The sequence below is a fragment of the Martinezella rhizogenes genome (assembly GCF_007002745.1).
In the GTDB taxonomy this organism is placed as follows: domain Bacteria; phylum Pseudomonadota; class Alphaproteobacteria; order Rhizobiales; family Rhizobiaceae; genus Agrobacterium; species Agrobacterium cucumeris.
Genome location: NZ_SGNY01000003.1, coordinates 81,586 through 95,105 on the forward strand (window position 1 = coordinate 81,586; position 13,520 = coordinate 95,105).

The following is a 13,520-nucleotide window of genomic DNA, read 5'->3' on the forward strand; positions in this document are numbered from 1 at the left end:
GCTCAGGGCAGGTTTTTCACATCTTCGATGTGCAGCGGCATCATGTTCTTGTTCATGTTGTACATGACCCAGAGCGAACCCGAGAGCGTGATCAGCAGCACCACAACGGTGAAGATCAGCGCCATGAAGGTCCAGCCGCCCTCGGACTTGGTGTCCATGTGCAGGAAGTAGATCATGTGCACGAAGATCTGGATGACGCCGAGACCCATGATCGCGATGACCAGCACGGTCTTGTTTTCCAGAACGTCGCCCATGACCAGCCAGAAGGGGATCGCCGTCAGAATGACCGACAGGACAAAGCCGATCATATAGCTTTTGAACGTGCCGTGGCTTGCGCCATCATGGTGATGGTCGTCGCCATGCGCGTCGTGATGTGCGTGTGCTTCGGAACTCATCAAAGAACTCCCATGAGATAAACGAAGGAGAAGACGCCGATCCAGATGACGTCAAGGAAGTGCCAGAACATCGACAGGCACATCAGGCGACGCTTGTTCGCCGGGATGAGGCCGTGTTTGCCGACCTGAACCATCAGTGTGACGAGCCAGATGACACCGAAGGTGACGTGCAGACCGTGCGTGCCGACCAGCGCGAAGAAGGCCGAAAGGAAGGCCGAACGCTGCGGGCCGGCGCCTTCCGCGATCAGGTGATGGAACTCGTAGATTTCGACCGCAAGGAAGGCGAGACCGAAGAGGCCGGTGACACCGAGCCATATCAGCGTCGTTTTCACCTTCTTCTTTTCCATTTCCAGCATGGCAAAGCCATAGGTGATGGAGGAGAAGAGCAGGAAGCCGGTATTGATGGCGACCAGCTTCAGGTCAAACAGGTCCGCACCCGAAGGGCCGGCCGCGTAGTTGCGGCCGACAACGGCATAGGTGGCAAACAGCGTCGCGAAGATGAGGCAGTCGCTCATCAGATAAAGCCAGAAGCCCAGCGACGTGCCGTTCTCCGGGTGGTGATCTTCCTTCAGGTAGAAGACCGGTGGTTCAGCGCCGGCGGCGCTTTGTGCAGGTGCATGAGCCATATTCGTTACGCCTGTTCCGCAAGCAGCTTTGTACGCTCAGCCTCGACGGTCGAAACGTCGGAAGCCGGAATGTAGTATTCGCGGTTGTAGTTGAAGGTGTGGGCAATCGAGACTGCGATGATGGCGAGCATCGAAAGAGCCGCAAGCCACCAGATATGCCACACTAGGGCGAAGCCGAGGACGACGCTGATGGCGCTGATGATGACGCCCGCGCCGGTATTTTTCGGCATATGGATCGGGATGAACCCTTCCTGCGGACGGTCGTAGCCACGCTTCTTCATGTCAGCCCAGGCATCCACGTCATGAATGACCGGCGTGAAGGCGAAGTTGTAGGCGGGCGGTGGCGACGACGTCGACCATTCCAGCGTGCGGCCATTATAGGGGTCGCCCGTCACGTCGCGCAGCTGATCGCGCTTCAGGTAGCTGACGATGAGCTGGATGACGAAGGAGGCGATGCCGAGTGCGATCAGGAAGGCGCCGAAGGCGGCGATCAGGAACCAGATCTGCAGCGAATTGTCCTCGAACTGGCTGATACGGCGGGTAATCCCCATCAGGCCGAGAATATAGAGCGGCATGAAGGCGAAGTAGAAGCCGATGAACCAGAACCAGAAGGACAGCTTGCCCCAGAACGGATCGAGACGGTAACCGAAGGCCTTCGGGAACCAGTAGACGATACCTGCAAGCACACCGAACACCACACCACCGATGATGGTGTTGTGGAAGTGGGCGATCAGGAACAGCGAGTTGTGCAGCACGAAATCCGCGGGCGGAACGGCAAGAAGAACGCCGGTCATGCCGCCGATGACGAAGGTGATCATGAACCCGATCGTCCAGAGCATCGGAACGTCGAAATTGATGCGGCCCTTATACATGGTGAAGAGCCAGTTGAAGATTTTCGCGCCCGTCGGGATCGAGATAATCATCGTGGTGATGCCGAAGAAAGCGTTGACGCTCGCGCCGGAACCCATGGTGAAGAAGTGGTGCAGCCAAACGATGTAGGCAAGGATGGTGATGACACCAGTTGCATAAACCATCGAGGCATAACCGAAGAGACGCTTGCGGGAGAACGTCGCAACGATTTCCGAGAAGACGCCGAATGCCGGCAGCACCAGAATGTAAACTTCGGGATGGCCCCAGATCCAGATGAGGTTGACGTACATCATCGGGTTGCCGCCGAGATCGTTGGTGAAGAAATTGGTGCCAACGTAACGGTCGAGGGTAAGAAGCGCGAGCGTGCCGGTCAGGATCGGGAACGAAGCCACGATCAGGATGTTCGAACACAGCGATGTCCAGACGAAGATCGGCAGGCGCATCATGGTCATGCCAGGCGCGCGCATCTTGATGATCGTCACGATCAGGTTGATGCCTGAGAGTGTCGTTCCCACACCGGCGATCTGCAGACCCCAGATATAATAATCCACCCCGACGCCCGGGCTGCCGTCGATGCCGGAAAGCGGCGGATAGGCGAGCCAGCCGGTCTGCGCATATTCACCTACGAACAGCGAGATCATGGTGATGACGGCGCCGGCCGTGGTCATCCAGAAGGAGAAGTTGTTGAGAAAGGGGAACGAAACGTCGCGGGCGCCGATCTGAAGCGGCACGACGAAGTTCATCAGACCGGTGATCATCGGCATGGCCATGAAGAAGATCATGATGACGCCATGGGCCGTGAAAATCTGGTCGTAATGGTGTGGCGGAAGATAACCTTCCGAGCCGCCGGAGGCGATCGCCTGCTGGACACGCATCATGATGGCGTCGGCAAAGCCGCGCAACAGCATGACCAGCGCCAGAATGATGTACATGATACCGATCTTCTTGTGATCGATGCTCGTGAACCATTCGTTCCAGAGATAACCCCACAGCCGGAAATAGGTGAGGGCGCCAACGACGGCGATGCCGCCCAGCGCCACGGCCGCGAAGGTGGCGACAAGAATGGGCTCGTGAAGCGGGATGGACTCCCATGTCAGCTTCCCGAACAGGAACGACGTTTGATCGGAATTGACGATCATTTTCAGCCTCTTGCGATTCTAAGACGTAAGGTCGGCGCAGCCAGGCCGCGCCGAAGAATGCCGGGACGTATCGTCAGCCAGCGACTTGTTTGGTTTCCGGCAGCGCTGCAGGCTCGAAAGTCTGACCTTTGATCGCAGCCGGAGTAGATTGGGGACCGCTGGCGACGCCGTAAGGCGCAAGCGGCGTGCAGACGACGGAGTTCAGCGCCTTGGTGATGTCGATGCCTTCCTTGCCACCGCCGCCCTTGGCGTCGATATGCATCATGTCGCGCATGCAGAGCTTGTTGGGTTCGACACAGCGGTTGAGGATGGCGCTGTAAAGTTCCGGATCGACCGAGGCGAAATATTGCACCGGCTCGCGCTCCGAAGGCTTGGCGAATTCCAGATATTCCTGTCGGCCGAAGCCCTTGCCGCCTTCTTTCGCCTTGGCAACCCACTCATCGAAGCCCTGCTGGCTGAGGCCATGGAACTTGAAGCGCATGTGGGAGAAGCCGGGGCCGGAGAAGTTGGCCGAGAAGCCGTCATAAACGCCTTCCTTGTTGATGACGGCGTGCAGCTTGGTCTGCATGCCGCCCATGGCGTAGATCTGGCCGGCAAGTGCGGGAACGAAGAAGGAGTTCATCGCGGTCGTGCCGGTGATCTTGAAGTTGATCGGAACATCGACCGGAGCGGCGAATTCGTTGACGCTGCCGATACCGAGTTCGGGGTAGAAGAACAGCCATTTCCAGTCCATGGCCACCACTTCCACCGTGATCGGCTTGATATCCGCGGTGACCTGACGGTTCTCGTCGATGCGCTCCAGCGGACGGTAGGGGTCGAGACGGTGGGTGGAAATCCAGGTTACCGTGCCGAGCATCAGGATGATCGCAACGGGGGCCGACCAGATCACCATTTCAAGGCGCGTCGAGTGGTGCCATTCGGGATCGTAATCCTCGGCTTTGGCCGATTCACGATATTTCCATGCGAAGAAAAGCGTCAGCACGATGACCGGAACGATGATCAGCAGCATCAGAACCGTGGACGTGATGATGAGATCGCGCTGCTGGATGGCGACGTCGCCCGATGGATTCATGACCACGAGGTTACAGCCGCTAAGCAGCAGCAGTACCGGAATAGCCAGAAGGGCGGATGGGATTTTTTTGATCATGCGCACGTTCTCTGAACTCGTACAGTTTGGATTATGCCGCGATTAATTGCCGAACATCATTTTTCAAATGAGGTATATTGTCGCGGTGCAGCGAAACCTTCGCGATGCACCATGTGCCTGGCAGAGCTGCCTTTGAAGGCGGAGCGGCTGCATTATCGCATAGCGCGCTTGTGGGGCAAGCCTTTCTTATCAAACTTCAATTGACGTTACGGAGGGTGCGTGTGACAATCCGTCGCATCGTAACGCAACGGAAGAGGAGCCCGAGCGTTACAGGGAATGGTTCGACCATGACGCAGGAGGGATATTATGAGTTATAGCAATGCTGCTCCATCATTTGGGCAGGCGCCGGAAGCCAATGGTCATGGAACAGATCCGGTCAAGGTCGATCCGGATCGCATCACGATTGCGGTCATTCTTGCGAGAATGACGGAGTTTTTCGACTTTTTCATCTACGCCATCGCCTCCGCTCTCGTTTTTCCGCATGTCTTCTTTTCCTTCGTCGATCCGCTGACGGCCACGCTTTATTCCTTCGCGGTGTTCTCTCTGGCCTTTATCGCAAGGCCGATCGGCTCGCTGATCTTCCTCCAGATCGACCGCAAGTTCGGTCGTGCCGTCAAGCTGATGGCGGCGCTCTTCACGCTCTGTGGCTCCACCATGGCGATCAGCTTCCTTCCCTCCTATGCGGAAGCCGGCATGCTCGCCCCCGTTCTCCTGGCGGTGTTTCGCATCGGCCAGGGCCTTGGTCTGGGCGGCGCCTGGGATGGTCTGGTTTCGCTGCTTGCCATGAATGCACCGCAGAAACAGCGCGGCTGGTACGCGATGATGCCGCAGATCGGCGCGGCCATGGGCTTCGGTCTCGCCAGTGCCTTTTTCATCGTTTTCGTCACGCAGCTTTCCAATGCGGAATTCCTCGCCTGGGGCTGGCGTTTCCCCTTCTTCGTGGCGCTGGCGCTCAATGTTCTCGCGCTCTTTGCCCGCCTGCGCATGATCGTCACGCCGGAATTCCAGGCCATGCTGGAGCAGCACGAGCTGGAACCGCGCCCGATGTTCAAGATGCTGCGCTCGCAGTTCCCGGTCGTCGTCACCGGTGCCTTCGTGCCTTTGGCAAGCTTTGCGCTCTTCCATCTCGTCACGGTGTTTCCGCTGAGCTGGGTCTCCCTCAACACCACCCAGCGCGTGTCGGACTTCCTGTTCGTGCAATTCGTCAGCGCCATTATCGCCGGCGGCATGATCGTGGTGTCCGGCATTCTGGCCGACAGGATCGGCAGGCGGAAGCTTCTGGCCATTGCGGCTGTGCTCATTGGTCTATTCAGCCTTGTTGCGCCGGTCCTTCTCGGTTCGGGCGATATCGGCCGCTATCTCTTTGTCCTGATCGGCTTCTCGCTGCTTGGCCTGTCTTTCGGCCAAGCGGGCGGCGCGCTCGCCTCCCGCTTCAGCCGCGAATATCGCTATACCGGCGCATCGCTCACCTCGGATATTTCCTGGTTGATCGGCGCCGGTTTCGCACCGCTCGTCGCGCTTGGATTTTCGTCCAAATTCGGACTGTTCGCCGTCGGAATTTACCTGATGTCGGGTGCGCTCTGTACGCTGATCGCTCTGTGGTTCAGCCGCACACTGGAAATGCCTTCGGACTGATCTGGGCAATTTAACAATCCCTGCAGCCATCGCGCCGCGGAATCCTGTCGGATTTCGCGGCGTTTTTGTTTTTTTATTGCGCGAGGCCGATTTTAATCTTGACTCGGTCCATCATGAAATATTATGTAAGCAATACTGACATAATTCAGTGTGTCTCATTGCCGGGAATGCCGGCCACCAGGGAACGCGATGCGAACGACGACGATCATTATTTGCGAAAAAGCGGCCATTGCCGCCACGCCGTTTGCCGGCTGCAAAACGACCGTTCGCGCCATTAAACGCCGATAGCCAAAAAAAGAGGAGCAGCCAGGTCGCCTGCGGCTCCGCCCGCAGAGTGCCGGCTGACGCGCCGGGTTTCGGGAAAAGAGGGTGATGCCGCGCGAAATGCGCAACGAGAGGAGAGTGCCTTGAGTGTGACGGAGCAAAAATTCGGCCTTTATGATGCGGCTTTTGAAAAAAGCAGCTGTGGCGTCGGTTTCATCACCCGCAAGGATGGCATGCAGACGCATGATGTGCTGAAGCGCGGCCATGAGGCGCTCTGTGCCGTGCCGCATCGCGGCGGCATGTCGGCGGAAGGTGTTGGTGATGGCGCGGGCGTGTCCCTGGACCTATCGCTCTCCTTTTTTCGTGAGTTGACGGGACAAGGTTCCCTCAAGGCCGGCCGGTTCGGCGTCGGCAATTTTTTCCTGCCGCAGAATGAGGCTTTCCACGGTGAGGCCGTCGGTATCATCGGCAGCGCTCTGAAAGAGCAGGGCTTTTCGGTTCTGCTGGTGCGCGATGTGCCGGTGAATGATGCGGCCATCCGTCCCGCCGCAATCCCCTACCAGTTACCGATCCGCCAATGGGTTTTTTCGGCACCAGCGGAATGCGCGACGCTTGCTGAGTTCGACTGGCGCATCCACAAGGCGTTGCTCACCATCGAGGCGCTCGCTTACACCGTGCCGGAGCTTGCCGGTTTTTACCCGCTGTCGCTCAGCGCGCGCACGCAGGTGCTCAAGGGGCGTCTGAACTCCCAGGAGGTCATGCCCTATTTCTGCGATCTGACAGATCCGCGCCATGAAGTGCATACGATGTATTTCCACACGCGCTTCTCCACCAATACCGATCCGCACCCCTCCATGGCGCAGCCCTTCCGCCTGATGGCGCATAATGGCGAACTCAACACCGACAAGAAAAACCGGCTATCGGAAGCAGCCGTGGCGCTGGCGAAGAATGCCAGCATCGTCAGGCCCAAGGGCCAGTCGGATAGCTGCCGTCTGGACCAGACATTGCAGGCGCGGGTGATGGAGGATGGTCTCGACCTCGTCACCGCCGTGGTCTCGATGATGCCGCCAGCCTGGGAAAACGACGACACGCTCTCGCCCGGTGTGAAGGCGATGCTGGAATATTTCTCGCTCTATGAGGAAAAGAACGACGGCCCGGCCGCGCTGATCTTCGGTGACGGCACGATCATTGGTGCACGCCTCGACCGCCTTGGCCTGCGCCCGCTGCGCACCGTCGAGACGGAGGACTATCTCTGTGTCATGTCTGAGGCGGGGCAGATTGCCTTCCCGGCGGAAAGCGTCATTCGCCGTGGCCGCATCGAAGCGGGTGGCATGCTTTATTACGATCACGCCGAGCGTCGCGCCTTTTCAACCGTCGAGGCGCTGGAGCTTCTGGCCTCACAGCGGGATTATCCGTCGCTGCTGTCTGAAGCGCGCGTAATGCTTGGTGATCTGCCAGAGGTGCCGGCCGACAAGCAGGGTTCGCCGCTTCGCTACAATGGTGATCTGGAACGGCATCAGCGTTATGTCGCCTATTCGCACAATCAGGAAAGCTTCAAGTTCCTGATGGACCCGATGCTGGCCTCCGGTGCGGAAAAAATCTCGGCCATGGGTTATGGCAATGCCATCAATGCGCTTTCCGATCAGGAAGGCGGGGTGGCCAAATATTTCTCACAGCGTTTCGCGCAGGTCACCAATCCGCCGCTCGACAGCATTCGTGAGGCCGATGGTATGACGCTACGGGTGGCGTTGGGCGCAAAGCCGAACAGCGGTGCGGCCAAGGCCCGCCAGATCGTCGTTCGCTCCCCGATCCTTACCCACCTTGATATGCTGCGCATTCGCGAGCAGCCCGAGACACCCGTTCGTCGTTTCGAAATGCTCTATACGCCAGTCTTCGATGCTGCTGACGCCAATGAAGCGGCCCTCCGGCAGGCGATCGACGGCCTTTGCGATGAGGTTGCGGCTTTCGCAGCCGAGCAGGGCGGGATTGCCGTCATCACCGACCGGCATGTCTCGGCGGGCCGCGCGGCCTTGCCGATGATCATGGTCGTTTCCGCCATCAATCAGCGGCTGATCGAGGAAGGTCTGCGGCTGCGCGTTTCCCTGATTGTCGAAAGCGGGCAGTTTTCGTCCTCCCATCATATCGCAGCCGGCCTCGGTTTCGGTGCTTCGGCTGTCTATCCGCTCGGCGTGCAGTTCCGTGCGGAAGAGAAATTCGGCGCCGAGGCCGACAAGGCGTTCAAGCGCTTCGCCAAGGCGGCGGAAAAGTCGCTGATGAAGACCATGGGCAAAGTCGGCCTATGCACGGCGGAAAGCTACATTGGCGGTGAGTTCTTCGAGCCGAATTTCCTCGATACCAACGATCCCGTCCTGAAGCGTTATTTCCCCAATGTGAAGACCCCGGTCGGCGGCGTCACCTTCGCCGTTATCGCGCAGGCGGTGGCCGACTGGCATCGAAAAGCATTGTCGGTGAAGGGTGAAAACGACATTCCGCTCCTCGGTCTCTTCAAGGAGCGCGCTGAAGGCGCCGGCCATTCTTATGGCACCACGGCGGTTCGCGGCTTCGTTGATATGACGGAGGAGAAGATCGGTTTCGACAAGGGAACCGAAAACGAAGAGGCGCTGCGCCTCCTGCCGCTTAACCGGCTGGAAGATGCCTTCGGTCTCAACGATGCTGCCTATTATCACAACAGCTTCGACCGGCTGACCCCGGAGGCCATCGACGCATTCGAGGTGACGCCCGGTTACCGCTCCTTTGCCCGCATGATGGCTGAAGAAAGAGCGCGCCGCCCGGCCGCCCTGCGCGATGTTCTGGAACTGCCGGCCGATGTGACCTTTGCCGGTTCGGCCGAAGAATTCCGCCGGGAAATGGGGCGGTTTTCCCGGCAGGGCAATAACAGCTTCATGGTGCGCGGATTGCGCTGCGAAGCGGCAGGAGACGGCGCGTTCCGGCTACATCTGATCGGCCCGCACGGTCATGAACTTGCCCGCCTCGCCGCACTCGGCCAGTCGCTGCTCGACCGCTTCGGCGGCGACATCGCCGGCCATTGGCTGGAAGGTGGCGCGCTCATGGTTCAGGCAAAGGGTGAGGCCGCCGCCTATCTGTCGCTTATCCGCACCGCACCGGAGAGTATTCCGCTTGAGACCGTGCAAAAGGCAAGCGAGATCACCAAGACCCTCGCATCGGGTGCCATGAGCCACGGCGCGCTGGTTGCTGCTGCCCATGAGGCGGTGGCCCACGGCACCAACATGGTCGGCGGCATGTCGAATTCCGGCGAGGGCGGCGAGCATATCTCCCGTTACGGCACCATCCGTGCCTCGCGCATCAAGCAGTTCGCCTCCGGCCGCTTCGGTGTCTGGGCCGGTTATCTTGCCGATCCGATGCTGGAAGAGATCGAGATCAAGATTGGCCAGGGCGCAAAGCCGGGCGAGGGCGGGCAGCTGCCATCTCCCAAGGTGACGGTGGAGATCGCTGCGGCGCGCGGTGGCACGCCAGGCGTCGAGCTGGTCTCGCCGCCGCCGCATCATGATACCTATTCGATCGAGGACCTGGCCCAGCTTATCCACGACGCCAAGGCGGCACGCGTGCGCGTCATCGTCAAGCTCGTATCGTCGGAAGGCATCGGCACGATTGCAGTCGGCGTCGCCAAGGCGGGTGCGGATGTCATCAACGTTGCCGGCAATACCGGCGGCACGGGTGCTGCGGCCGTTACCAGCCTCAAATATACCGGCCGTGCGGCGGAAATCGGCATAGCCGAGGTGCATCAGGCGCTGTGCGCCACCGGTCTGCGCGCCAAGGTGCTGCTACGTTGTTCCGGCGCGCACCAGACGGCGAGCGACGTGGTGAAATCAGCCCTTCTCGGCGGCGACAGCTTCGAATTCGGCACCACGGCGCTGATGATGCTGAAATGCGTCATGGCGAAGAACTGCAACATCAAGTGCCCGGCCGGTCTCACCACCAATCAGGAAGCCTTCAACGGCGATCCGAGGGCGCTGGCGCAATATCTCATGAACATCGCCCATGAAACGCGCGAGATTCTGGCCGGGCTCGGGGTTGCCTCGCTGCGGGAAGCCCGTGGTCGTTCCGACCTTCTTCACCTCCTCGATCATCCGGCAAGCGTCGGCCAGCTTGACCTCCGGGCAATGCTTGCCGTGGTCGAAGAGGTGAAGATCGACAGCCCGGTCTATATGGAAAAGGACTTCGCACTCGACGATGCCTTCATCGATCTCGTGCGTTCGGCGCTGGTCGACAGCAAGCGCGAGAACATCGAGCTTGGCGGCAATCGTTTCCTCAACAATTGCAACAAGAGCGTCGGCGGCCAGCTCGCCGTCGATATCGAACGCATGTTGAACCACGAACTTTCCGATGAGCAACTGGACGCGCTTCCGGCCGTCAAGCGGGATGGCCGTGGCCGCCGTTTTCTGGAAGCGGGTTCGGTGCGCATCGATACGTCAGGTTCGGCTGGTCAGTCCTTCGGCGCTTTCTGCAATGACGGCATGGTCATGGTGCATACCGGCACCTGCAATGACGGTGTCGGCAAAAGCGCCTGCGGCGGCACCATCGTCGTGCGCTCCCCCGGCGGCGGTTCGCAAGAGGCGGGCGGCAATGTGCTGGTCGGTAATTTCGCGCTATTCGGCGCCACCGGCGGCCGCACCTTCGTGGAAGGACAGGCGGGCGACCGTTTTGCGGTGCGTAATTCTGGCGCCACCGCCGTGGTCGAAGGCGTTGGCGATTTCGCCTGCGAATATATGACCAATGGTGCTGTTCTCAACCTTGGCAGTTTCGGCAAGGGTTTTGGCAACGGCATGAGCGGCGGCTTCGTCTATCAGTATGATCCCTATGGCGATCTGCCGAAGAAGGTCAGCCATGATTCCATCCTGCTCGGCTCGATCACCGGTGAGGATGAACAGGCAGCAATCCACAATCAGGCAGTCCACCAGCTTCTAAGCCTGCATGTCGCAGAGACCGGCTCGGCCAAGGCGGCATGGCTTCTGGAAAACTGGGAGAGTGAGCAGCATAATTTCGTCTATGGCATGCCGCGCGCCCTGCTGCTTTATCAGGACAGCGATGAGATCCTCAAAGCCAAGCCCCGCAAGGAGCTGCTGGAGGAGCTGGCGTCGGCACTTGCCGCCCATCAGCTGCGCAAGTTCAAGCTCGCTTATCGGGACCGTAAGGCTGTCTTGAACGGAACGGTGCCGGGTTATGGCGAGACGGATACGGAAGACATGTATGCGCTTCTCAATAACTACACCGTATTGAGCATGGCGCAGGCCATCGCCCTGCAACGGTTGCCGATGGCATCCGGCCCTTCCGACCCGACAATAGAAAAAGCCGTGCGTAATCTCATCCTCACGGAAGATTACGCGCTGATGCAGCGCCTGCTGAAATATGCCCGTGAAGCACTTTCCGACCATAGCGACGAACAGCTCGCGGTGATGATCGCGGCCAAGCGGCTTGACGATTACAAGCAGGCGCTGGCGCGCCGGAACATCTGGTCGGTGGACAGCCCCGGTACCTATGGCTGGATCATTCAGCAGAACCGGAAAAACATCGAGAAGATCGGCCGTCTGCCGGGCTTCGAGGAGCTTTTCGCCGCTCGCGCCATCCCGGACCTTGCCACCGCATCCAGCCAGAACAGGGCAGCATGATGAAGATACCTTACATTCCACAGGATGCGCCGTTTAATGGTGACCAGCGCGCCTGGCTCGCCGGTTTTCTGGCCGGGCTCCACTCCCGCACCGCCATCGGCCTCGAGACATCGGTGGCCTCTGCTGCCCCCAAGGCGACGGCCAGCCTGCTGAACATCCTTGTCGGCACCCAGACGGGCAACGCCGAGGCGTTGGCGATGGATATTGCCGCCGCTGCCCGCACCCAGGGCATGCAGCCGGTTGTGACGGCGCTGGACGACGTTTCGATGGACAGTCTCGGCTCCATGAAGCGTGTCATCGTCGTCACCTCGACCTACGGGGAAGGCGAGATGCCTGACAATGCCCAGCTGTTCTGGGAGGCGCTTGCCGCCGATGGCGCGCCACGACTGGATGAGATGAATTTCGCCGTTCTTGCACTCGGCGATACCGGCTATGACGGCTTCTGCCAGGCGGGCAAGCTTATCGATACGCGTTTCGAACAGCTCGGCGGCAGGCGCATGAAGACGCGTATCGACTGCGACATCGATTTCGAGGATGCGGCCGCCGCCTGGATCGGCGAGACGCTGCCGCTTGCCCTCGCCATCGGTGGTGACAATGCCGCCGCGATTACACCTGTGATCGCCGAGCCGCCCGCGCGGGCAAAACAGGGCTGGGGTCGCAAGAACCCTTATTCGTCACGGGTGAGCGTCAATCGCCTTCTTTCCGGCCCGGCCTCGTCCAAGGAGATTCGCCATTACGAATTTGATCTTGGGGCAAGCGGCCTTGAATATGAGGCCGGGGACGCCCTTGGTGTCGTCCCCCTCAACGACCCGAAACTGGTCGCCGCTCTGCTCGAATGCTTTGGAGCGAGTGCGGATGGCGAGGTCACCGGCCTCGACCGGCCGATCGGTGATGCGCTTCTGAACATGTTCGAGATATCGACGCCTTCGCGTGAACTGGTGGCTGAAATTGGCAAGCGCGCAGGACATGACGAGTTGAGCCATATCCTTGCCAATGGGGACAGGGAGCAGCTGGCCGCCTTTCTCTGGAGCAAGGATATTCTCGATCTGCTCAATCTCGGCGGAAAGCCCGTATTCGATCTTGCCGAATTCGTGACCTTCCTGAAGCCGCTGCAGCATCGCGCTTATTCCATCTCCTCCAGCCCGCTGGTTGCGGAAAACAGCGTGCATCTGACCATCGCCAGCGTGCGTTATCGTGCCGATGGCCGCGAGCGTGGCGGCGTATGCTCCACCTATCTGGCGGACCGGGTTGAGGCCGACCAGAATGCCGGGATTTTCGTGTCGCCCAACAAGGCATTCCGCGTGCCGCAGGATAACGGCGCGCCTGTCATCATGGTCGGACCGGGCACCGGCATCGCGCCTTTCCGGGCCTTTCTGCAGGAGCGGCAGGCGAGGGGTGCTGCTGGTAAGAACTGGTTATTCTTTGGTGACCAGCACCGCCAGTCGGATTTCATCTACGAAAACGAGCTTGGTGACATGAGTCGTGATGGCGTGCTGACCCGTCTCGACCTTGCCTTCTCGCGGGATCAGGCGGAGAAGATCTATGTCCAGACCCGCATGCGCCAGAACGGCAAGGCGCTTTATCAATGGCTTGAAGAGGGCGGATATTTCTACGTCTGCGGTGATGCAACCCGCATGGCCAAGGATGTCGATGACGCCCTGCATCAGATCGTCGCCGACGAAGCCAGCATTTCTGCTGAAGCGGCAAGCGAGTATGTGAACCGGCTGAAGCGCGAAAAGCGCTATCTGCGCGACGTCTATTAGAAACGGATCGTACGGGGTCACCCTTGCTGCGCC

The 13,520-nt window shown here is 59.7% G+C and carries 7 protein-coding genes; 3 read left to right on the forward strand and 4 right to left on the reverse strand.

The genetic code is table 11. The features are described from left to right. Positions 1-2: 2 nt before the first annotated feature. The 4 genes from cyoD to cyoA all read right to left on the reverse strand — a co-directional run bounded on the left by cyoD (position 3) and on the right by cyoA (position 4,177). Entirely contained in the window at positions 3-395 is a 393-nt protein-coding gene (cyoD, locus tag EXN68_RS10480; protein ID WP_142840768.1) for a cytochrome o ubiquinol oxidase subunit IV, read from the reverse strand. Then, a complete protein-coding gene (cyoC, locus tag EXN68_RS10485; RefSeq protein ID WP_142840769.1) occupies positions 395-1,021 on the reverse strand; it encodes a cytochrome o ubiquinol oxidase subunit III in 627 nt (208 codons plus the stop codon). Before cyoC ends, cyoD begins: the two co-directional genes overlap by 1 nt. A 5-nt stretch (positions 1,022-1,026) precedes the next feature. Then, a complete protein-coding gene (cyoB, locus tag EXN68_RS10490; RefSeq protein ID WP_142840770.1) occupies positions 1,027-3,030 on the reverse strand; it encodes a cytochrome o ubiquinol oxidase subunit I in 2,004 nt (667 codons plus the stop codon). A gap of 73 nt (positions 3,031-3,103) precedes the next feature. After that, complete coding sequence (gene cyoA, locus EXN68_RS10495) at positions 3,104-4,177, reverse strand: ubiquinol oxidase subunit II (protein WP_142840771.1); 1,074 nt, start codon at positions 4,175-4,177, stop codon at positions 3,104-3,106. A gap of 306 nt (positions 4,178-4,483) precedes the next feature. Between cyoA and EXN68_RS10500 the strand changes: the two genes are divergently transcribed. The 3 genes from EXN68_RS10500 to EXN68_RS10510 all read left to right on the forward strand — a co-directional run bounded on the left by EXN68_RS10500 (position 4,484) and on the right by EXN68_RS10510 (position 13,487). Then, positions 4,484-5,812 (forward strand): MFS transporter, encoded by a 1,329-nt coding sequence (locus EXN68_RS10500; RefSeq protein ID WP_142840772.1) that lies wholly within the window; start codon positions 4,484-4,486, stop codon positions 5,810-5,812. Positions 5,813-6,219: 407 nt separating this feature from the next. Further along, positions 6,220-11,724 (forward strand): glutamate synthase-related protein, encoded by a 5,505-nt coding sequence (locus EXN68_RS10505; RefSeq protein WP_142840773.1) that lies wholly within the window; start codon positions 6,220-6,222, stop codon positions 11,722-11,724. Further along, positions 11,721-13,487 carry a diflavin oxidoreductase gene (locus tag EXN68_RS10510; protein ID WP_142840774.1) on the forward strand — a complete coding sequence of 589 codons (1,767 nt, stop codon included), beginning with the start codon at positions 11,721-11,723 and terminating at the stop codon, positions 13,485-13,487. Before EXN68_RS10505 ends, EXN68_RS10510 begins: the two co-directional genes overlap by 4 nt. The last annotated feature ends 33 nt before the right edge of the window (positions 13,488-13,520 follow it).